The sequence below is a fragment of the Aquamicrobium sp. LC103 genome (assembly GCF_001014615.2).
Taxonomy (GTDB): Bacteria; Pseudomonadota; Alphaproteobacteria; order Rhizobiales; family Rhizobiaceae; genus LBCQ02.
This window is the reverse complement of sequence record NZ_LBCQ02000007.1, coordinates 275,334-296,098: the sequence shown is the minus strand read 5'-3', so window position 1 is coordinate 296,098 and position 20,765 is coordinate 275,334. Positions and strand designations below refer to the sequence as shown.

The 20,765-nt window shown below is 65.3% G+C and carries 23 protein-coding genes; 10 read left to right on the top strand and 13 right to left on the bottom strand.

What is annotated here, in order from left to right; translation table 11 throughout:
• Together XW59_RS15875 and XW59_RS15870 are read left to right on the top strand one after the other, a co-directional pair.
• Entirely contained in the window at positions 1 to 801 is an 801-nt protein-coding gene (locus tag XW59_RS15875; protein WP_047146122.1) for an enoyl-CoA hydratase-related protein, read from the top strand.
• A 145-nt stretch (positions 802 to 946) separates the two neighbouring features.
• On the top strand, positions 947 to 2,179 hold the full coding sequence (locus XW59_RS15870) for a crosslink repair DNA glycosylase YcaQ family protein (RefSeq protein WP_047146123.1): 1,233 nt from the start codon (positions 947 to 949) through the stop codon (positions 2,177 to 2,179).
• Here XW59_RS15870 and XW59_RS15865 read toward each other — a convergent pair.
• The 4 genes from XW59_RS15865 to XW59_RS15850 are packed head-to-tail and all read right to left on the bottom strand — an operon-like array spanning position 2,164 to position 4,953.
• On the bottom strand, positions 2,164 to 3,030 hold the full coding sequence (locus XW59_RS15865) for an alpha/beta hydrolase (protein ID WP_047146124.1): 867 nt from the start codon (positions 3,028 to 3,030) through the stop codon (positions 2,164 to 2,166). The genes XW59_RS15870 and XW59_RS15865 overlap by 16 nt on opposite strands.
• Complete coding sequence (locus XW59_RS15860) at positions 3,027 to 3,797, bottom strand: alpha/beta hydrolase (RefSeq protein ID WP_047146125.1); 771 nt, start codon at positions 3,795 to 3,797, stop codon at positions 3,027 to 3,029. Before XW59_RS15860 ends, XW59_RS15865 begins: the two co-directional genes overlap by 4 nt.
• A gap of 25 nt (positions 3,798 to 3,822) precedes the next feature.
• Complete coding sequence (locus tag XW59_RS15855) at positions 3,823 to 4,326, bottom strand: DUF192 domain-containing protein (RefSeq protein WP_082137629.1); 504 nt, start codon at positions 4,324 to 4,326, stop codon at positions 3,823 to 3,825.
• Between the two features lie 33 nt (positions 4,327 to 4,359).
• Positions 4,360 to 4,953 carry a cold-shock protein gene (locus XW59_RS15850; RefSeq protein ID WP_047146126.1) on the bottom strand — a complete coding sequence of 198 codons (594 nt, stop codon included), beginning with the start codon at positions 4,951 to 4,953 and terminating at the stop codon, positions 4,360 to 4,362.
• Between the two features lie 216 nt (positions 4,954 to 5,169).
• Here XW59_RS15850 and gloA point away from each other — a divergent pair, with 216 nt between their 5' ends.
• Entirely contained in the window at positions 5,170 to 5,610 is a 441-nt protein-coding gene (gene gloA / locus XW59_RS15845) for a lactoylglutathione lyase (RefSeq protein ID WP_047146127.1), read from the top strand.
• A 50-nt stretch (positions 5,611 to 5,660) separates the two neighbouring features.
• Here the strand turns inward: gloA and XW59_RS15840 are convergent, their stop codons facing one another.
• Entirely contained in the window at positions 5,661 to 6,134 is a 474-nt protein-coding gene (locus XW59_RS15840; protein WP_052958182.1) for a hypothetical protein, read from the bottom strand.
• A 24-nt stretch (positions 6,135 to 6,158) separates the two neighbouring features.
• Between XW59_RS15840 and XW59_RS29365 the strand changes: the two genes are divergently transcribed.
• Both XW59_RS29365 and XW59_RS15830 read left to right on the top strand, forming a co-directional pair.
• On the top strand, positions 6,159 to 6,506 hold the full coding sequence (locus tag XW59_RS29365) for a hypothetical protein (protein ID WP_170990157.1): 348 nt from the start codon (positions 6,159 to 6,161) through the stop codon (positions 6,504 to 6,506).
• Between the two features lie 74 nt (positions 6,507 to 6,580).
• Entirely contained in the window at positions 6,581 to 7,612 is a 1,032-nt protein-coding gene (locus XW59_RS15830; protein WP_047146128.1) for a DUF1176 domain-containing protein, read from the top strand.
• Positions 7,613 to 7,617: 5 nt separating this feature from the next.
• Here XW59_RS15830 and XW59_RS15825 read toward each other — a convergent pair whose 3' ends face one another.
• From XW59_RS15825 to XW59_RS15795, 7 genes are all read right to left on the bottom strand, one after another.
• On the bottom strand, positions 7,618 to 8,490 hold the full coding sequence (locus XW59_RS15825) for a phospholipase (RefSeq protein ID WP_047146129.1): 873 nt from the start codon (positions 8,488 to 8,490) through the stop codon (positions 7,618 to 7,620).
• A gap of 608 nt (positions 8,491 to 9,098) precedes the next feature.
• Entirely contained in the window at positions 9,099 to 10,709 is a 1,611-nt protein-coding gene (locus XW59_RS15820) for a molybdopterin-binding/glycosyltransferase family 2 protein (RefSeq protein ID WP_047146130.1), read from the bottom strand.
• Positions 10,706 to 11,416: an XdhC family protein gene (locus tag XW59_RS15815; protein ID WP_047146131.1), complete on the bottom strand. Its 711-nt coding sequence runs from the start codon at positions 11,414 to 11,416 to the stop codon at positions 10,706 to 10,708. The genes XW59_RS15820 and XW59_RS15815 overlap by 4 nt, the downstream gene beginning before the upstream one ends.
• A 3-nt stretch (positions 11,417 to 11,419) precedes the next feature.
• Complete coding sequence (locus XW59_RS15810; RefSeq protein ID WP_047146132.1) at positions 11,420 to 11,758, bottom strand: XdhC family protein; 339 nt, start codon at positions 11,756 to 11,758, stop codon at positions 11,420 to 11,422.
• A gap of 28 nt (positions 11,759 to 11,786) precedes the next feature.
• The gene (locus XW59_RS15805; protein ID WP_047146133.1) at positions 11,787 to 13,031 is read right to left on the bottom strand and encodes a VWA domain-containing protein; all 1,245 of its coding nucleotides are present in this window, start codon (positions 13,029 to 13,031) and stop codon (positions 11,787 to 11,789) included.
• Between the two features lie 10 nt (positions 13,032 to 13,041).
• Complete coding sequence (locus XW59_RS15800) at positions 13,042 to 13,971, bottom strand: MoxR family ATPase (RefSeq protein WP_047146134.1); 930 nt, start codon at positions 13,969 to 13,971, stop codon at positions 13,042 to 13,044.
• Positions 13,972 to 13,991: 20 nt separating this feature from the next.
• On the bottom strand, positions 13,992 to 14,486 hold the full coding sequence (locus tag XW59_RS15795) for a flavin reductase (RefSeq protein WP_047146364.1): 495 nt from the start codon (positions 14,484 to 14,486) through the stop codon (positions 13,992 to 13,994).
• Between the two features lie 180 nt (positions 14,487 to 14,666).
• On the opposite strand from XW59_RS15795, the gene XW59_RS15790 reads away from it, so the two are divergent.
• The 4 genes from XW59_RS15790 (at position 14,667) to purB (ending at position 18,962) form a co-directional block, all read left to right on the top strand.
• Positions 14,667 to 15,728, top strand: a complete 1,062-nt coding sequence (locus tag XW59_RS15790; protein ID WP_047146135.1) for a branched-chain amino acid ABC transporter substrate-binding protein — start codon at positions 14,667 to 14,669, stop codon at positions 15,726 to 15,728.
• 4 nt (positions 15,729 to 15,732) lie between these two features.
• Entirely contained in the window at positions 15,733 to 16,746 is a 1,014-nt protein-coding gene (locus XW59_RS15785) for a P1 family peptidase (protein WP_047146136.1), read from the top strand.
• A 72-nt stretch (positions 16,747 to 16,818) separates the two neighbouring features.
• On the top strand, positions 16,819 to 17,547 hold the full coding sequence (locus XW59_RS15780; RefSeq protein ID WP_047146137.1) for a DUF2259 domain-containing protein: 729 nt from the start codon (positions 16,819 to 16,821) through the stop codon (positions 17,545 to 17,547).
• Positions 17,548 to 17,654: 107 nt separating this feature from the next.
• Positions 17,655 to 18,962: an adenylosuccinate lyase gene (purB, locus tag XW59_RS15775; RefSeq protein WP_047146138.1), complete on the top strand. Its 1,308-nt coding sequence runs from the start codon at positions 17,655 to 17,657 to the stop codon at positions 18,960 to 18,962.
• Positions 18,963 to 19,156: 194 nt separating this feature from the next.
• Here purB and XW59_RS15770 read toward each other — a convergent pair whose 3' ends face one another.
• Positions 19,157 to 19,969 carry a VOC family protein gene (locus XW59_RS15770; protein ID WP_047146365.1) on the bottom strand — a complete coding sequence of 271 codons (813 nt, stop codon included), beginning with the start codon at positions 19,967 to 19,969 and terminating at the stop codon, positions 19,157 to 19,159.
• 237 nt (positions 19,970 to 20,206) lie between these two features.
• On the opposite strand from XW59_RS15770, the gene XW59_RS15765 reads away from it, so the two are divergent.
• Positions 20,207 to 20,755, top strand: coding sequence for an alpha/beta hydrolase (locus XW59_RS15765; RefSeq protein ID WP_047146139.1), 549 nt, complete (start codon positions 20,207 to 20,209; stop codon positions 20,753 to 20,755).
• The last annotated feature ends 10 nt before the right edge of the window (positions 20,756 to 20,765 follow it).

Below are 20,765 nucleotides of genomic sequence, written 5' to 3'. Positions count from 1 at the left end.
ATGGCAAATCAGAAAAAAGCGCAATCGGGCTCCCTGAAAACGGAAGTCTCGGAAGGGGTCGCGCTCGTCACGATCGATCGGCCTCACCGCAAGAACGCCATAACGCAGGCCATGTGGCTGGAACTGGCGGAGACCGTCACCGCGCTGGGGAAGAATCCGGAAACGCGCATGATCGTCATCATGGGGGCCGGAGGTGACTTTTCGGCCGGCGCCGATATCGGGGAATTCGACGAGGTCCGCCGCAATGCCGAAACGGCGCGGTTCTATGAGAACGCCAATTCGGCCGCATTCGCCGCGGTTCGCGACGCGCCGGTGCCGACGCTCGCCGCCATTCGCGGCATCTGTTTCGGCGGCGGCTTCGGCCTCGCCGCTGCCTGCGACCTGCGGGTCGCGGAGGACGATGCGCGCTTTTGCGTGCCCGCGGCGAAGCTGGGGCTCGCCTATCCGGTGGACGCGATGATCGACATCGTCGAGGCGCTCGGACCGCAACTGGCGCGGTATCTTACCTATTCGGCCGCCAGCATCGACGCGGCGACGGCGCTTTCGGCGGGCTTCCTGCTCGAGATCGTCGAGCGCGGCACGCTGGAATTCCGCGCGCGCGAACTCGCCCGTGTCATCGCCGCCAATGCGCCGCTCTCCGTGCGCGCCTCGAAGGCGGCCATCCGGGCCTCGCTCTCCCGCGATGGCAAGGCTTATCAGCTTGCCGAAGCGCTGGGCGCGGCGACGTTCGACAGCCTCGACTATGGCGAGGGCCGCAGCGCCTTCCGCGAGAAGCGGAAGCCGCAGTTCCACGGGAAATAGCCGCTCGTCGCCTTTCGTCGCCACTGGCGGCAACCCGGGTGACGGGCGGCTCCTGCCATCACGTGTCAGCAGCCGGAACGACGGGAACTTGATGGCGCCTCGGTTTTCGGGTGGATGGAAGAATGTTTGCCGCTAGCTTTCTGTCATCATGATTGAGATATCCAACCGCCAGGCCAGACGTCATTTCATGTCCCTGCAGGGGCTTTGCGGCGCGCCGCACCGGGCGATGCGCAAGCCGGAGCTCGCCACCGCGATCCGCGACCTGGGCTTCGTGCAGGTCGACAGCATCAACACGGTCGAGCGTGCGCATCACCACATCCTGTTCGCGCGCAGCCAGACCTACCGCCAGCGCGATCTGAAGACGCTGATCGAGAAGGACGGCGATCTCTTCGAGAACTGGACGCACGATGCGTCGATCATCCCGAGCGCCTTCTTCCCTTACTGGCGGCACCGCTTCGCGCGGGAGAAGAAGCGTTTGCATCTGCGTTGGAAGGATCATTTCGGCAAGGAAGGCTTCGACGGGGATCTCGATCGCGTCCTGGACAGGATCGCCAAGGACGGCCCGATGATGTCGCGCGACTTCGACGGCGAGAAACCTTCGACCGGCTGGTGGGACTGGCATCCCTCCAAGGCGGCGCTCGAATATCTCTGGCGCACCGGCGATCTGGCGATAGCGCGGCGCGAGGGCTTCCAGAAAGTCTACGATCTCACGGAACGCGTGATACCGGATTGTCATCGCAAGCCGGCGGTCGATCATGAGGCATTCGTGGACTGGGCCTGCCGCGGCGCCTTCGCAAGGCTGGGGATCGCCACGCGCGGCGAGATCGCCGCCTTCTGGGCGCTTTTGACCCCGCAGGAGGTCGACGAATGGATCGCCGCGCATCGTCGCGAACTGGTGACCGTCCGCGTCGAGACGGCCGACGGCTCGAAGCCGCGGGTCTCGCTCGCCCTTCCCGGAACGGTCGAGGCGGTCGCCGCCGCGCCCGAGCCGCCGGATCGGATGCGCATTCTGAGCCCGTTCGACCCGCTGCTGCGCGACCGCAACCGGGCGCACCGGCTGTTCAACTTCTTCTATCGCATCGAGGTCTTCGTGCCGGAGGCGAAGCGCCAATACGGCTATTACGTCTTTCCGGTGATGCGCGGCGACGCGATCGTCGGGCGCATCGACATGAAGGCGCTGCGCGACGAGGACGTGCTGGAAATCCGCGCCTTCTGGCCGGAACCCGGCGTCCGGCTTTCCAAGCTTCTCTTGTCGAAGCTCGAGGCGGAACTGGAGCGCGTGCGCCGCTTTTCAGGCGTCGCCGGCGTGAAATTTCTGGATGGATGGCTGCGCGGGCCGCTGAGACCGGCCGCGCTCGCCGCTCAGGCGGCTTCCTGATCGGTCAGGAATTCCAGGATCGCCGAGCAGAAGATGTCGTTGCGGTCGCCGGCGACCATGTGGCCCGCGCCGCCGACATCGACATAGCTCGCGGCCGGCGCGAGATCGACGAATTCCCTTGCGTAGTCCTCATGCACCAGTTCCGACTGCATGCCGCGCACCAGCAGCATGGGGATGTGCAGGTCGGGCAGCCCATCGATCAGCTCTTCCATGAGTTCGCGCGCGCCGAGATTGATGTTGCGCCCGCTCTTCATGAAGGCCGGGTCCCAGTGCCAGCGATAGCGGCCATCCTCGCCGACGCGCAGGTTCTTGCGCAGCCCTTCGAGCGATTTCGGCCGCTTGCGATGCGGCAGGTAGCCGGCAATGGCGTCCGCCGCCTCTTCCAGCGTGGCAAAGCCCTCCTCCATGCGCTCGCCCATGAATCCCTGAATCCTGGCGACGCCTTCCGGATCCATGCGCGGCGTGATGTCGACCAGCACCAGCGAATCGATCAGCGGGCCGTGCCGCTTCTCGGCGATCAGCGAAGACAGTCCGCCGAGCGAGGCGCCGACGACCGAGGGTGCTACGCGAAATCGCTCGGCAACCTGGCGAACGACCGCCGCCACATCGGCGCCGTAGTCGAGGAAGGTGTAGTTGCCGCTTTCGACCCAGGCACTCTCGCCGTGCCCGCGAAGATCGACGGTGACGGCGCGCATGCCGTTGGCGGCGATCCGCCTTGCCGTCCCGTCCCAGGCGCGGCGCGTCTGGCCGCCACCGTGGAAGAAGATCACCGGGTGACCGCGTCCATCCCAGAAGTCGGCGGCGAGGCGATTGCCCTCGGCACCGGTGAAGTCGACGGCAGCTGGTGTCATGAGATCGGATGCTCCTTCAGGAATTGCAGGGCTCTCGCCTTGAAGGTGCGGTCGCCGACGCCGAGCATATGGTCGCGTCCCTCGATGTCGAACGCCTCGCCGGCCGGCATCAACGCGGCGAGCTTTTCGGCCGAGCCGCCGATATCGTCCTTGGTGCCGACGGCAACGAGCGTCGGCTGGGCGATGCGCGCCATCTCCGCCTCGCTCAGCAGCTCGCGCGAGGTTTCGATACATGCGGCAAGAGCGCGCCTGTCGCTCTTCGTCTGATCGGCGAAATTGCGGAACATGCGCCCGCGCGGATGGGTCACCGTCGCCGGATCGTCAACCGCAAGCGCCGCCGCGATCGGATCCCAATCGCCGACCCCGTCCACCATGCCGTAGCCGAGCCCGCCGAAGATCAGCGTGGCGACGCGGTCGGGATGTCGGAGCGCGAGAAAGGCGGAGATGCGCGCACCCATCGAATAGCCGAACACATGAGCGCGCGGGATTTCGAGGTGATCGAGCAGCGCGGCCGCGTCGTCGGCCATCCTGGAAGGCGTGTAGTCGGCCGGCTCATAGCTCTTGGAAGAACGCCCGTGGCCGAGATTGTCGAACGCGATCGTCCGGTAGCCGGCCTCGGTCAGGGTTTTCACCCAGCCCGGCGACACCCAGTTCACCCGCGCGCTCGAGGCGAAGCCGTGAATGAGAAGGATCGGCTCGCCCGGCTCGCCCCTGGCCGGCTCGTCGATGAAGGCGATCTCAAAATTGTTGTGGCTGAAAATCTGCATTCGCCGCCAATATGTTCAAAGCGGCTCAGCCGCTGTCTGCGATCTGGTCAATCCGCGGATGTCTTATCCGGTCGCCCTCGGAAATGCCGGCTTTTTGCGCCCTTCCGGCGTTCAATTCAAGCACGAAGCGAACCGGAACGCCGGGTGATATGGAAGCAATCGATTGCGGCTCGCCCGGCAGCACGGCGCGAACCCTGCCATCCTCGCCGATGAAGACGAGGTCCAGCGGAAGCGGCGTGTTCTTCATCCAGAACGAAACGGGCCGGGTCTCTCCGAAGACGAAGAGCATGCCGTGATCCTCGTCCATCTCCTCGCGGAACATCAATCCGGCGGAGCGTTTCGGGTCGTCGTCGGCGATTTCGATGCTGAAGCGCGCCTCGCCCGACGCGGTCGCGACCGTCAGCGGAGCGGGATCGACCGGCAGGATCATCGGCTGGCCAGGTTGGGGCCAACCCTCCTGCGCCAAGGCAGGCGCAGCCGAAAACGCGAACAACAGGAAAAGAGCGGCTATCCAGACATTTCGGGGCATGGGCATCCTGTCCTGCCGGATATGGAGGAAAGGTCAGTGCGCGACCGGCAGGGTTCCCATATCCGGGTGAATCTCGGCAGCCATAAGGCCTTTCTCGCCACGTCCGAAACGCACGAGCACGACCTGCCCCGGCCGAAGCTCGGTGAGGCCGAAGCGGCGCAGGGTCTCCATATGGACGAAGATGTCCTCCGTTCCCTCGCCGCGCGTGAGGAAGCCGAATCCCTTGGTGCGGTTGAACCATTTGACCAGGGCGCGCTCGAGCCCGCTTTCCGGCGTCACCGTCACATGGGTGCGCTGCAGCGGCTGCTCGGCCGGATGCACCGCGGTGGAATTGTCCATGGAGACGACCTTGAAGGCCTGCATGCCGCGATCGCCGCGCTTCACCAGGCACACGACCCGCGCGCCTTCCAGCGCCGTCTGGAAACCGTCGCGGCGAAGGCAGGTGACGTGCAAAAGGATATCACCCATGCCACCGCTATCGGGCACGATGAAACCATAGCCTTTGGCGACGTCGAACCACTTGATTGCGCCCGATACCTCTACAAGCCCCGTCTCGCCTGCATCGTCTGGTACCGAAGCATCTTCAATGGCCGCGTACCGCCTCTCTGGAGAGGCTTTGTCCCCCATCCGAACGCACCTTTTCGCAATCGACACGATTGATTCTGATTAACAGGATAACACTCTGCATTCATGTGTTAGCAAGAGCCGCGCTACATTTTTCAACATGTGCTGTGAAATAACGCCAAGATGAGTTGATATGAACGTTTAGACTAACGTCGTCGGTTGCCCTTTGGGGCCCGCTGCTCCATATCTCCGGCGCATCCCCCAGAAACAGGATGGAAAATGCGCTATCTCCACACCATGGTCCGTGTCGCGGACATCGACAAGTCGCTGGATTTCTATTGCAACAAGCTCGGCCTGAAGGAAGTGCGCCGGACGGAGAGCGAACAGGGCCGCTACACGCTGATCTTCCTCGCCGCGCCCGGCGACGAGCAGGCCGGTGTCGCGAACCAGGCCCCGCTGGTCGAGCTCACCTACAATTGGGATCCCGAGGACTACAAGGGCGGACGCAATTTCGGCCATCTCGCCTATGAGGTCGACGACATCTATGCGACCTGCCAGCACCTGCAGGACAATGGCGTGACGATCAACCGCCCGCCGCGTGACGGCCGCATGGCCTTCGTCAAATCGCCCGACGGCATCTCGATCGAGCTCCTGCAGAAGGGCGAGGCCAAGGCGAAGGCCGAGCCCTGGGCCTCGATGGAAAACACCGGAAGCTGGTGAGGCCTATCGCGCGCCGGCAATCCGGCGCGCCCTGAAACCGGCAACACGCGTCAACGCTTGGCGCGCTTGGCCTCGTCGATCAGCATGTTGGCGATCTGCATCCGCATCGCGGCGCGGTCGCGCATATGCTCGGGCACCCGGTCGGGGTGGTAGCGCTTGGCGAAACTGCGCCGCGCCTTGTCGAGATCGGCGGGGTTGTTCCTGGTCTTGATGCCGAGTTCGTTGGCGATGGACTGGGGGTCGAGAAAGAACAGGTCCTCGAGGGCCGGCTGGAGCTTCGCCTCGGTCTCGTCGAGGCCTGCCGCGATGGGCGGCGTCGGTTCGCTCATCATTTCGCGATAGGCGCTCGCTCCCTTTTCCCGAAACAGCGAGGAATTCTCGGCCTGGAGGCGCTCGATCTGCGCCAGCATGTCGAGGCGCAACGACGGCCTCGGACCTTCGGCCCGAAACGGCTCCTCCTCCCGCGAGGAGGATATCAATTCGTCGAGAAGCTCCGCGAAACTGATGTCCTTGCGCGACTCCACACAAACCTCCTGTCGCCCATCGCATTGTCCCTGCTCCCCAACTACGTCGAGACAGTTAAAAAGGTTCCCCATAACCCACCGGGTTTTTTAGCTATTTGCCTGTCGCGCATGGCAGCCATGCATAATGCTGCGCTGCACAAATCGAACGAAATCGCCTATCTTCAACTTGCTGGGAGGCAACATGAAAGGGACCTGAAGATGGGGTTCTTCACTGAATTCTTCGCCCGGCCGCGACCGGTCGAAACGGAGCGCTTCCGCAACGCGCTCGCCATGCTGGAATCGATGAGCCCGGCGGATCGCGCCGATATCGGCATAAGACCGGCCGATTTCTCGAGAATCGCCCGCGAAATGGCTGTCCGCAGCGCCAATTGAGGCGGGGCCGCCGCCGTCTTTCTCCCGCCACATCGCTTCGCCTAGGATAGGCGGAACGATTCGAGGAGGAAGGAATGCGCGGTCTCATCCTTGCGGCAGGATTTCTGGCTTCCGCGGCCCCGGCCCTTTCGGACGAGCCCTATGTCGACGACCGGTCGAACCCGGCGGCGCTGGCGCGTTCGCTCTACAACGCCATCAACCGCCAGGAATATGGGCGCGCGTTCGGCTATTTCGCGGAGCCGCCGGCAGCCGACATCGATGCCTATCGTAAGGGATATGAAAACACGCAGAGCGTCGAGCTCCTGACCGGCATCCCCGGCGAGGAAGGCGCCGCCGGGAGTGTGTTCTACCAACTGCCGGTCGCGATCAGAGCGACGCAGAAGGACGGATCGCAGAACGTCTTTGCCGGCTGCTACACGATGCGGCTGGCCAACCCCGCAATCCAGGAAGATTCCTTCGTGCCGCTGCACATCGAGGGCGGCACGCTCGCGGCATCCGACGCGGCTTTCGAGGATGCCCTGCCCCGCCACTGCGGCGACGGGCCCGAGCTTCCCCGACAAGATGCGTTGCTGGCGCGGGCGAAGCAGATGTTCGCCACCGACTTCGCCTCCGTCTGCGATGCTCCCGCGAATGCCGACCCTGCCCGGGCCGAACCGGATTCCCACACGTTTTCCTACCGGACGCAGGACGACGATCCGAACGATCCGGAGCGCCAGGCGCATCTCTACCGCTTCTTCTGCATGGCGGGCGCCTACAACGAGACGCATGTCTATTATTTCGCCAATGGCGACGGCGAACTCGCGCCGCTCCAGTTCGCCGAGCCCGAGCTCGACATCCGCTATGTCGACGAAGAGGCGCGGGAGGAAGTCGATTCCATCAGCATCACCGGCTTCATGACAAAGGCGGAGCTGGTCAATTCGGACTTCGATCCGCAGACGCTGGCGATCAGCGAATCCTCCAAATGGCGCGGTGTGGGTGACGCTTCTTCCACCGGCAAATGGGCGTTTCGCGACGGTCGCTTCCGGCTCGTCCTCTACGAGGTCGACGCTTCATATGACGGCGAGGTCAATCCGGAAACGGTGATCGACTACGACAGCACGCCGTAGCCAGCCTAACGCGGCGCATTGCGCGCCATCCAGTTGAGCGTGTCACGCCAGTCGGACATGCGGATCGGCGTGCCGTGGCTGCCGGTCTCGAAGCGCACGAAACGCGCCGGATAGCCGGGCGAACGGGCGAGGATCGATCTGAAGAAAGCCTCCTGCCTTTGCGCCGGAAACACCTTGTCGGCGCCACCATGGCCGAAGAAGACCGGCACCTTGCGCTTGAAGGCGCGGCTCGTCAGGAAGCCCTCGTCCCAGTGCGAACCCAGGAGAAGAAGGCCGCCCAGCTTCGGGGCGATCGACGGATCGTCGGCAAGCTTCCAGCACAGACCGCCGCCCATCGAGCCACAGGCGACGAAGAGCGGCGCGTTCGGCGATTTTCCGGCATAGAGCGCAAGCAGGCTTGCGACCTGGCCGGCGCCCCTGGCACCGAAATCGGTGAAGTCCGTCGTCAGATAGAGCCCGCCATTGCGGACGGCGAGGTTCTTGATCCTGTTGAAATTGCCGCCGAAGGTGAAGTCGTCCACGCCCTGCCTGCGGCTGCCGCCCTGTCCGTGAAGGTAGATCATGATGAAGCGGGCGCCGTCGGCCTTTCCGACGGCGAAATGGGGAATCTGCACCCCTCCCGCGCGGGCAAGCAAATCCCGCTGCGCGCGCCTGGCCGAAAGATCCACATATCTGCGATGAGCGCGGCGTTCCGGGATTTCGTCGCGCCCGTTGATGTCGCGCATCTCGCGATAGTCGACCGTCACATGGGCACCGCCATCCGCCTCGCCAAGCCTCGCCGGATAGGCGAAGAGCTCGTCCTTGAAGGGGGCGAGCAGCTCGGCCCGCGCGGTAGCCGGAAATGCAAGGACGAGAGCGGCGAGAAGGCCCACCCTCATGTTTCCTCGGACGGATTGCAGTCGCGCCGTGCGTCCTTCGAGGCTCCGCTTCGCTCCGCACCTCAGGATGAGGGAGCTTGGTGCTCGCTGCTCAAGTCGCACCGTGCGTTCTTCGAGGCTGCGCTCCGCTCCGCACCTCACGATGAGGGAGGCTGATGCTCGCTGCTCAAGTCGCGCCGTGCGTTCTGCGAGGCTTCGCTTCGCTCCGCACCTCAGGATGAGGGAGCTTGGCGCTCGCTGCTCAAGTCGCGCCGTGCGTTCTTCGGGGCTGCGCTCCGCTGCGCACCTCAGGATGAAAGAGGTTGGTGCTCGCTGTGCGGGCGGACGATGTTCGACGGGATTTCGAGCTAAAATCGCATCGGCGCCCTCTTTGAATGTCCCGCCAAATCGAGGCCTCGATCGTTTGAGCAGGGAGCGCCAAGCTCCCTCATCCTGAGGTGCGGAGCGAAGCGGAGCCTCGAAGGACGCACCCATGAAAAGGCGCCGACAAAAGCGAGCGGTCGCTGAGAGGAAAGAACGAGCCATGGTCCAGCCTAGCCGGCATCGCATGCCGAGTGCCAGACCGCCGGCGGCGATATGCCCTGAAAATCAGGCGAGGATACAACCGTTCAACCTTGCAGCACCCCGCCCGCCATTGCCATCGCCTCGGGCGTGTCGACGTCGACGCTGGCGGCGGGGCCGATCTCCACATCCACGATCGGCAAATCGCTCGACTCGACGATATGGCGGGCGCCGATGTCGCCTTCCAGCCTGGCGATCTCGCCGAAAAGCGCGCGCGGAAGAATGACGGGATTGCCCCGCCTGCCCTCATGGGTTGCACGGATGACGGAGTTTCCACCCGTCCTGCGGAAGGCATCGATCATGCGGTCGATGTCGGCCGAGAATATTTCGGGCATGTCGGCGAGCGCGACCAGAACGCCATCGGCCTCCTTCGGCAAATCCCTGAAGCCCGCCTGCAGCGAGGAGGCAAGCCCGCTCGCGAATTGTGCGTTCTCGACCACCACGGCGCCCGAACCGGCGAGCGCGCCCCGCACCCTCTCGGCCTGATGGCCGACCACGGCGTGGACGCCATGCAACTGCGATGACGTCAACCGGTCCGCGACATGACGAACGAGCGGAACGCCATGAAACGCCGCCAGAAGCTTGTTCGGTCCCCCCATGCGGCTGGAACGGCCGGCGGCAAGCAATATCCCGTGAATTTCGAGCACCGCAGGGCGCGGGCGCGCCTCGCGCGGTTGCGGCCGCGTCGGTATCTCCATCAGCAGGCCGCCGACGCCCATGCCGGCAATATCGCGATCGGTAATGGGAACGTCCGCGAGGATGCGGTCCAGCACCCAATCGAAGCCGTTCGGCTTGGGACTGCGGGCGCAGCCAGGCGCGCCGATCACCGGCATCTCGCCGAGACGGCCGAGCACGAGAAGATTGCCGGGATCGACCGGCATCCCGGTTCGCTCGACCTTGCCGCCGGCAAGCCTGATCGCCGCCGGGATGGCGTCTTCCTCGTCGGAAACGGCCGACGCGCCGAAGACGACGACGAGGTCGCTCGCTTCAGCCAGTTCGGCGATCGAGGCGGCGATCGTCTCGGCGTGATGCTCCGTGCGCCTTTCCGCGACGAGGCGCGAACCGGAACGCTCCAGCCTTCCTTCCGTCACGTTCACCGTTTTGTCGAGCACGCTCGGCTTCACTCCGGGCAGCACGGTCTGGACCAGCCCGACCCGAAGCGCGCGATACGGGTTCACGACGAAGGCCGAACGGCCCGCGCAGGCGCGGATCGCGGCCTCCACCAGGTTTCCGGCGACGGCAAAGGGGATGATCTTCACCGTCGCGACCATCTGCCCGGCCTCGACGGCGGCATATTCATCGAGCGTCGCGATCGTGATCGCCGGGTCGACGGCATTGATCGCGTCGATCAGGCCTCGGTCGACCATGAGCACGCCCGCGGCCTCGGCATGGATGTTAACGCGCCCGGTGCTCGCGGGCTTGACCGAGACGCCGCGCGCGTCGAGCGCGCCGGCAAGCCGCGTCGCCGCCTCGTTCTCGCCGAGATCGCCCGGCTCGAGCACGGCGGCGACGAGTTCCGCAACGCCGGCGGCTCGCAGTGAAACAATGTCGGCGGCTGAGATACGGTGGCCCTTGCGCAGACGAAATCCGCCGGCGGTGACGGAATGGGCGAGGATCGCACCCTCGGCTTCGTCCAGGGGGGTCGGACCGAACTTCACGCTGCCTCGCCTTCCCCGAGCCGCACCACGGCTCGCGAGCGCAATGCCTGGATCACCTGCGCCAACACCGCCACCGCGATTTCCGCCGGACTCGCGGCGCCGATGTCGAGACCGATCGGCGCGTGGATGCGCTCGATCTCGACCTGCGAAGCGCCGAGGGCAAGCAGGCGTTCGACCCGCTTCGCATGCGTCTTGCGGCTGCCGAGCGCGCCGACATAGAAGCATCCGGCGCGAAGCGCGGCATGGAGCGCGAAATCGTCGATCTTCGGATCATGCGTCACCGCCGTGAGTGCCGTGTAGGCGTCGAGCGGCCGCCTGGTGAGCACGTCCTGTGGCCACTCGGCAAAGAGCGGTACGTTGGGAAAGCGGTCGGCGGTGGCGAATGCCGTGCGCGGGTCGATGATCTCCATGTCGAATCCGGCGATCCCCGCCATCGGCGCCAGCGCCTGGCTGATATGCACCGCGCCGATCACCACGAGGCGCGGCGGCGGAAGGTGAACATTGAGGAAGAAATTCTCGCCGTCGGCCTCGACCGTCCCCGACCGGCCGGAGCGGAATGCCCTGTCGAGCGCCTCGCCGAGCGCGCCGGCTACGATGTCGCCTTCCCTCACCACGCGATCGCGGCCATCCGCGAGATTGGTGACAAGCACGGCGGCGCGGCGTGCCTTGCGCTCGACATTCAGTCTTTTCAGGGAATTAGGGTCCATTCTTCAACCCAACCGCTCGACATAGACCTTGATGCGCCCGCCGCAGGACAGGCCGACCTGCCAGGCGGTTTCGTCGGCGACGCCGAATTCCAGCATTCGCGGCCTGCCGCTTTCGATGATGTCGACAGCCTCGGCCACCACCGCGCCCTCGACGCAGCCGCCCGAGACGGAGCCGTGGAAATTGCCTTCCGCATCGATGACCAGATGGCTGCCGACCGGTCGGGGAGCGGAGCCCCAGGTTTCGACCACGGTCGCGACCGCCACGTCCCTGCCGTTCTTCATCCATTCCTCCGCGATCATCAGCGGATCGCGGGTTGCATCCAGAACCGGGGTTTGCTTCATGGCTTGCACCTCCAAATTCGAAATATGGTCATGCGGCACGGCTATTGCCAAGCCATTTGCGCGGATCGGCGGCAGGCGACGGCCGCTCGGACAGCGACGACACGAGATCGGACAGGGCATTCAGCGTGTGGACGGCCCGAAATTCGTCGACATGCGGCAGCATCGCCCGCACGCCGCGCGCCCTTGCCTCGAAACCGTCGAAGCGCAAAAGCGGATTGAGCCAGATCAGCCGCCGGCAGGATTTGCGCAGCCGCTCCATCTCCTCCGACAGGCCTTCGACATGGTCGCGCTCCAGCCCGTCGGTGATCAGCAGCACGACCGCGCCCTGGCCCAGCACCCTGCGCGACCAGAGCCGGTTGAATTCCCGCATCGTGTCGCCGATGCGGGTGCCGCCCGACCAGTCCTTCACCGCGGCGGCGCATTCCCCCAGCGCCTCGTCGGGGTCGCGGCGGCGCATCTGCCTGGTCAGATTGGTCAGCCGCGTTCCGAAGACGAAGGTGTGCACGCGCGAGCGGTTCTCCTGCAGCGCGTGGAGGAAATGCAGGAAGATGCGCGTATACTGGCTCATCGAGCCGGAAATGTCGGCAAGCACCACCAATGGCGGATGGACCTCGCGCACGGAACGGAATTTCGGCAGGATGAGATCACCGCCGGTGCGCAGCGCCGAGCGCATCATCGCGCGCGGATCGGTACGCACGCCGCGGGGGTCGGGCTTGAAGCGACGTGTGGGCACCAGATCGTGCGGAAGGCGCAATTGCGCGATCGCGCGACGCGCCTCGGCCAGCTCGGCCGCCGACATCTGCGCGAAATCCTTGTCGCGCAGCACCTCGTTGCCCGAGAAGGTGAAGCGTGCGTCGACCTCGATCTCGGGAATTTCCCGCACCGGCTGGTTCCTGCGGTGCCCTTCGAAGAGTGCGTCGGCGACGCGGGATTCGGCGGCGCGGTGCTTTTCCCGCTCGCGGGTTTCCGGCGCGACCGGCGAGAACATCGCGATCATCTTCTCGACCAGCTCGCGCGAGCGCCAGAAGAGGCGGAACGCCTCGTCGAAGGTGGCGTGATCCTCGCGCCGGTTGACCAGCACGGCGTGGAGCGTCCAGTAGAAATCGTCACGCGAGCCGATGCCGGCGGCAAGCACCGCCTCGATCGCATCCTTGACTGCTGCCGGACCGACCCGCATGCCGGCCTTGCGCAGGGCGCGGGCGAAGTAGACGATGTTGTCGGCGAGCTTTCCTTCCTCGACCGCGACATTCGGATTTGAACGAAAACCGGCCATCGGGTCCCGCCTACTGCGCGGCCGAGAGCTCGGCCTTGACCTCCTCGAGGATGCGCCGCCCCTCGCCCTGGCCGATGCGGGCGATGTCGTCCTGGTATTTCAGTAGCACGCCGATCGTGTCGGAAATGGTCTCGGGATCGAGCGCCACCTTGTCGAGTTCGTTGAGCGCGCCCGCCCAATCTATTGTTTCCGCTACGCCGGGCACCTTGAAGAGGTCGAGCTCGCGCAGCTTCTGGATGAAGGAGACGACCTCGGCGGCAAGCCGCGCATTGGCCCGCGGCACCTTGCGATGCACGATCTCCAGCTCGCGGATGGCATCGGGATAATCGACCCAATGATAGAGGCAGCGGCGCTTCAACGCGTCGTGGATCTCGCGGGTGCGGTTGGTGGTGATGACGACGATCGGCGGCTCGGCCGCCTTGATGGTGCCCAATTCGGGCACGGTGACCTGAAAATCCGACAATATCTCGAGCAGGAAGGCCTCGAATGCCTCGTCGGTGCGGTCGAGCTCGTCGATCAGAAAGACGGGTGCCGCCCCTCTCTCGCCCGTCAGCGCCTCCAGCACCGGACGGCGGATCAGGTATTTCTCGGAAAAGACGTTGCGCTCCATGTCGGAGCGGACGACCTTGCCGGCCGCCTCCTCCATGCGGATCTCGATCATCTGCGCGGCGTAGTTCCACTCGTAGACGGCGGAAGAGACGTCGAGCCCCTCATAGCACTGCAGCCGGATGAGCCTGCGCCCGAGCGCCGAGGCGAGCACCTTGGCGATTTCCGTCTTGCCCACGCCGGCCTCGCCCTCGAGGAAGAGCGGCCGCCCCATGCGCAGGCTGAGGAAGAGAACCGTCGCCAGCGAGCGGTCGGCCACGTAGTCCGCATCCGCAAGCATCGCCATCGTCTCGTCGATGGATTGCGGCGCGGGACGCGGCTTCGGTTCGGGCATGGGAACTCCGGGCTGACTGCTCAAAGAATGTGGTAGGAGCGATGATGGTAGATCAGCGGCCTCAGACTATCGCCGATGCGCAGGCCTGTCACCTTTCCGATCAGGATGCGGTGGGTGGCCACGTCCTTGGCCTCGACAAGGTGGCAGTCGAAGGAGGCGAGCGCGCCGTTCAGAAGCGGCGCGCCGGTGGAGACAGTCTCCCATTCGGCGAGCGCGAAACGATCGTCCTGGGAAAGCCCGGTGAGGCCGGAAAAGGCGTCCGCAATCTTCTGCTGGTCGGAGGCGAGCGTGTTGAGCGCGAAAACGCCGTTCCCGGCGAAGCAGTCGTTTTCCGCCTTCTCGCGATTGAGGCAGACGAGGATCGTCGGCGGATGATCGGAGACCGAGCACGCGGCGATGACGGTCACGCCGCGCCTGCCCGCCTGCCCGTCGGTCGTCACGACATGGACGGCTCCGGCAAAACGGCTCATCGCTTCACGATAGAGCCGGGGTTCCACTGCATTCTGCTTCAGCACTTGATGTTCCGTTTCCAGCGTCAGGATAGTCATGGTCCGATCGAAATATAGGTGCGCGCTTTCAAGCGACAAAACAAGCCGCGCGCGATGCCTGCCACCGGTCCTATCCTGTTGCGCGTCGCGCCGCCAGCCTTTACCAGTTGGCGCAACGTTTTGCCGTCTCGAACAGAATTGCCTTTGATGCGTCCTGCGACTTCCTTCATCCTTGCCGCGCTCTTCATGGCGACGCCCGTGCATGCCGCGGCGCTGACCGTCGGCCTCGCGGTGCCGCGGGAAGGCTCCTCGGATATCCTGGGCGAGCAGATGCGCCGGGGAGCAGCGGCGGCGGCACAGGAGACCGGAGCGCAGATCGTGGAGGCCGACGACGCCTGCACAGCCGCATCAGGCATCGCGGCGGCACAGAATTTCATCGAAAACGAGGTCGATCTCGTCATCGGCTTCGCCTGCACCGAGACCATCGAAGCGGCGCTGCCGGCGCTGAAGGATGCCGGCATCCCTGTGATCACGCCAGCCGTGCGCACCGCGAGCCTCACCGACAAGCACGAGCGGACCGGCTGGCCGGTCTTCCGCATCGCGCCGCGCGGCGACGCCGAGCGGGGAAGCGTTGCGCGCATACTGATCGAGCGCTGGCGCGACGCGCATTTCGCGATCGTCGACGACGGTACGATCTACGGCCGCGAGCTCGCCGAAAACCTGCGCGCCGAAGCCGAGCAGCAAGGGCTGAAACCGGTATATGTCGACACGTTCCGCCCGCAACTCGACAATCAGATCGGGCTGATCGGCAGGCTGAACCGCGCCGGTGCGACGCATGTCTTCGTCGGCGGCGATCGCGAGGACGTCGCCGTCATGGCCCGCGATGCGGCCGGCCTCGGCTATCCGATCGTCTTCGCCGGCGGCGAGGCCCTGCGGTCCGCGCCCGGCGCGGTTCCGCTTGCCACAGGCACGCTGATGATCGGCCTGCCGGAATGGAGCGAGATCGCGCCGCAGGATCTGGTCGCGAGCTTCCGCGAGGCGGGCATCGAGCCGGAAGGCTATGTCCTTCCGACCTACGCCGCCTTCCAGATCGCCGACCAGGCCGGAACGCAGGCCGAGGAATCGGAGACATCGCTTGCCGAGGCGCTTTCGAGCACGGCCTTTCAGACGGTGATCGGAGCGGTGAGGTTCGACGAAAAGGGAGACCGGGCGGAGAATCCCTATCGGCTCTACCGTTTCGACGGCACCAATTTCGTACCCGTGGAGTAGCGGAATGGCTTTCCGGACAGGAGCGCGAAACCTCATCACCGACGTCGCCGGATTGCGGGTCGGCAACGCGCATGACCTCGGATTGAAGAGCGGCGTCACCGTCGTCGTATGCGACGCGCCCGCCACCGCCGGCGTCCAGGTGCTGGGCGGTGCGCCGGGCACGCGCGAGACCGACGCGCTGGAGGCCCATAATTCGGCGCAGGAAGTTCACGCGATCGCGCTTTCCGGCGGCTCGGCCTTCGGTCTCGACGCCGCCTCGGGCGTGCAGGCCGCGCTGCGCGAACGCGGCATAGGCGTCGACGTGCGCGGCCAGCGCGTGCCGATCGTCCCTTCGGCGATCATCTTCGACCTGATCAATGGCGGCGACAAGAATTGGGGCCGCTATCCGCCCTATCGCGAGCTCGGCTACGAGGCAACGCAGGCCGCAGCGGACGATTTCGAGATCGGCACGGCGGGCGCCGGCACCGGCGCGCTTTGCTCGGGTCTCAAGGGCGGGCTGGGGTCGGCATCCACGATGCTTTCGAACGGCGTCACGGTCGGTGCGCTGGTGATCGCCAATCCTGTCGGCTCGGTGACGGTTGCCGACTCCGCGCATTTCTGGGCCGCGCCTTTCGAGATCGGCGACGAGTTCGGCGGGCTCGGCTATCCCTCACCGATGCCCGCAAACGCATCGGACATCGCCTGGAAGTTCGACGAGCGGCCACAGCCGGGCGCAAACACGACGATCGCGGTGATCGCCACCGACGCGATATTGCCGAAATCCGCGGCAAAACGCCTGGCGATCGCCGCGCATGACGGCTTCGCCCGCGCGATCTGGCCGACCCATACACCGGCCGACGGCGATCTCGTCTTCGGGCTCGCCACCGGGCAGAGCGAGATCGCGCTGGACATGCATTCGGCGATGGAGCTTTTCGCAGCCGCCGGCGCCACCATGGCGCGCGCCATCGCCCGCGCGGTCCATGCCGCCACGCCGCGGGAACGGGACCTGTTTCCGGTCTGGCATTCGAGGATCGAATAGGCGCGCGCGACGAGACGCGCCTCGCGTGATAGTTTCGCCGCAGGCCAGACCCACAACCAAGGGGGATCCCGCATGAAATCCATCGTCGCCGCCCTCGTCGCGCTCGCCGCTTCCGCTATCGCGTCCCCGCCGGCCCTCGCCGGGGACGCGGCTGAATTGAACATCCTCGGCTTCAGCGCCGACGGCGGCATCTTCGCCTTCGAGGAATTCGGCATCCAGGACGGTTCGGGCTTTCCCTATGCCAACCGTTTCTACATCGATACCACCAAGGACAGCTTCGTCGCCGGCGCGCCGATCCGCGTGCGCCTGGACGACGAGGGCGCCTCCGTCGACGGCGCGCGAGCCGAGGCCCGCGAAAAAGGGCAAGAGATCGTTGCCGACGACGTGCTTTCGGCAAATCGTGGCTTCACGGCGGGCTCCAGTCCGGTGACCGAACTTTCCGCCGATCCCCACCGTATGGCGATTCAGCCGAGACCGATCTTTCCGCCGATCGACGAAGTCCTCGAGTTCCGCGTCGAGGAACTGGCGCTGGAGCAGCCCGAACTCTGCCAGGGGCTCGGCGAGGCCGTAGGCTTCCGCCTGACCCGCATCGGCGTGAAACCGGGAGACACCGCCGAAATCATTCACGAGGACAAATCCATACCGTCGAGCCGCGGCTGCCCGCTCGGCTACCGCATCGGCGGCGTACAGACCTTCTTCCCAGAAGGCGGCGAACCCGTCTTCGCCGTCGTCATCGCGATCCGCCAGTTCGGCTTCGAAGGCCCCGACCATCGCTGGATCGCGGTCACCGGCCGGTTCTGAGCGGGGCCACGGGCGCACGCCCTGCAAAATGCAGCCTTTACGTTGAGGATTTCGCGTCCCTCTGGTAGGGAGCGCGCAAGAACATCTCCAACATCAGGACAGGCCTCATGATCCCGCGCTATTCGCGTCCCGAAATGGTTTCCATCTGGTCGCAGGAAACCAAGTTCCGCATCTGGTTCGAGATCGAGGCCCATGCATGCGACGCGCTCGCCGAACTCGGGGTCATCCCGAAGGAAGCCGCGAAGACGATCTGGGAAAAGGGCGGCAGCGCGACCTTCGACGTGGACCGGATCGACGAGATCGAGCGCGAGACCAAGCACGATGTCATCGCCTTCCTGACCCATCTCGCCGAATTCGTCGGGCCCGACGCGCGCTTCATCCATCAGGGCATGACCTCGTCCGACGTGCTCGACACCTGCCTCAGCGTCCAGCTCGCGCGCGCTTCCGACATTCTCCTCGCCGATCTCGACGGGCTGCTTGCCGCGCTCAGGAAGCGCGCCTTCGAGCACAAGGATACCGTCACGATCGGCCGCAGCCACGGCATCCACGCCGAGCCGACCACTTTCGGCGTCAAACTGGCCCTCGCCTATGCTGAATTCGAGCGCTGCCGCCAGCGGCTGGTGCATGCCCGCGAGGAAATCGCGACCTGCGCCATCTCCGGCGCGATCGGCACCTTCGCCAATATCGATCCGCGCGTCGAGGAGCACGTTGCCGCGAAGCTCGGGCTGAAGCCGGAACCGGTCTCCACCCAGGTCATTCCCCGCGACCGCCATGCCATGTTCTTCGCCACGCTCGGCGTGATCGCCTCTTGCGTCGAGCGGCTGGCCGTCGAAATCCGTCACCTCCAGCGCACCGAGGTCCTTGAGGCTGAGGAATATTTCTCGCCTGGCCAGAAGGGCTCGTCCGCCATGCCGCACAAGCGCAATCCGGTGCTGACCGAGAACCTGACGGGGCTTGCGCGCATGGTGCGTTCCTACGCGATGCCGGCCATGGAGAACGTGGCTCTGTGGCACGAGCGCGACATTTCGCATTCCTCGGTGGAACGGATGATCGGGCCGGATGCCACGATTACGCTCGATTTCGCGCTCGCGCGGCTGACCGGCGTCGTCGAGAAGCTGGTCGTCTATCCGGAAAACATGCTCAAGAACATGAACAAGTTTCGCGGCCTGATCCATTCGCAGCGCGTGCTGCTGGCGCTGACGCAGGCCGGCGTCAGCCGCGAGGACGCCTACCGCCTGGTTCAGCGAAACGCGATGAAGGTCTGGGAGAAAGGTGCTGATTTCCTTGAGGAACTTCTCACCGACAAGGATGTTCGCACCGCTCTCTCGGAGGATGTCATCCGGGAGAAATTCGACCTCGGCTACCACACCAAGCATGTCGATACGATCTTCCGCCGCGTCTTCGGGGCGAGCTGAAGCGGAAGCGCGGCGCAAGCCGGTATCGGGCGTCGCCATATTTGGCGCATTTTTACATGCGAACTCTAACTCGACCTTGAGGAGAACCGAGGGGCGGTGCGCCGATGGCAGCCGATGCCTCGTCCTCCAGTCAAAATGAAGAAGGCCCGCGCATCCCTGCCGCGGGCCTTCTCTTTTCGCGGTCGTTCCAGGGCCTAAGCCTTGACCGGCTGCACGCGGATTTCATTGCCCCAAGGGTCGGAATAGGAGGCGGACTTCGCCGCATCCTTCGCCGCCAGCTCCACGAAACTCAGACCCGTGCGGTCATTCTCGCGGGGACCGGCGCCGCTGCTTTGCCAGGAATTGGCGGCGATGTGGTGGTGGTAACCGCCCGACGAGAGGAACACCGCGCTTTCGCCGTAGTGGACCATCGTATCGAAGCCCAGCTCGTCGTTCCACCAGCGCTCGGCTTCCGCCGGATTGCCCACGCGCAGATGCACATGTCCGACGACGCTGTTTTCGGGTGCGCCTTTCCAGCCGGCGTCGCCTACGCCGAGCTCCGCGAGCAAGCCCTGCACGTTCAGCGCCTCGGTTCCCATCCGCAGCCTGCCCTCCTCCCATTGCCACGTCTCGCGCGGCCTGTCGGTGTAGATCTCGATGCCGTTTCCTTCGGGATCGTTGAGATAGATCGCCTCGCTGACATTGTGGTCCGACGCGCCGGTGACCGGAACCCGCTCGTCGATGGCGTACCTCACCCAACGTGCGAGGTCCGCGCGCTCCGGCAGCAGGAACGCGGTGTGGAAAAGGCCGGCACTGCGAGGGTCGTCCTCTCGCAGCACTGGTGATTCCTCGATCTCCAGAAGTTCGCGTCCTCCGGCGCCGAGCCCTATCACGCGGCCGGAGCGGCGAAGCTCCCTCAGGCCGAGTATCTTCTTGTAGTAATCGGCCAGCGCCGCGCCGTCTCTCGCGCGCAATCCCACGCGTCCGACGCTGACAGGCGTGGTGGCGGCGAATGGAATCTCGCTCATCTCTTGCTCCGTCCTGGCGGCTCCTCGTCGCGCCAGGCGCGACGGACCGCCGTCCATGTTTCGCGTCCAGTCGGTTGCAGACGAACGCTCCCGACAGGGCGACGGTTTCTTTTCAAGCCGAAAGATCGGCTTCCGCCATCGTTCGCGCAAGTCGCCCCGGCAGCGACAGGCTGTTCACCGATCGAGTTTTGCGGCGGCAGGTTGCATGCGGCGAGCCGCGTCGCTACATGGCGCGGCATGAAGGTAAAGGACGCAGACATCCTCATCATCCCCGGCTACACCAATTCCGGGCCCGATCACTGGCAGACGCGCTGGGAGAACAAGCTTTCGACCGCGCGCCGCGTCGAGCAGGCCGAATGGTCGAAACCGGTGCGTGAGGATTGGGCCGCGAAGGTCGCTATGGCGGTCGACGAAGCCGACAAGCCGGTCGTCATCGTCGCGCACTCGCTCGGCGTTCCAACGGCCATTCACGCGCTTGCCGACACCCGCAAGCCGGTCGCGGGCGCGTTTTTCGTCGCGCCGCCGGACGTCGCCAACCCCGGGATCCGGCCAAGGCACCTGATGACCTTCGGCCCCTATCCGCGCGATCCGCTGCCATTTCCCTCGATCACGATCGCGAGCCGCAACGACCCCTTCTGCGCATTCGACGTGGCCGAGGATATCGCCGCAGCGTGGGGTTCCCTCTTCATAGACGCCGGCGAATCCGGGCATCTGAACGCGGAATCGGGCCACGGCCCGTGGCCCGAAGGCTCGATGACCTTCGCGCATTTCATGTCGAAGCTCTAGGCTGGCCGAA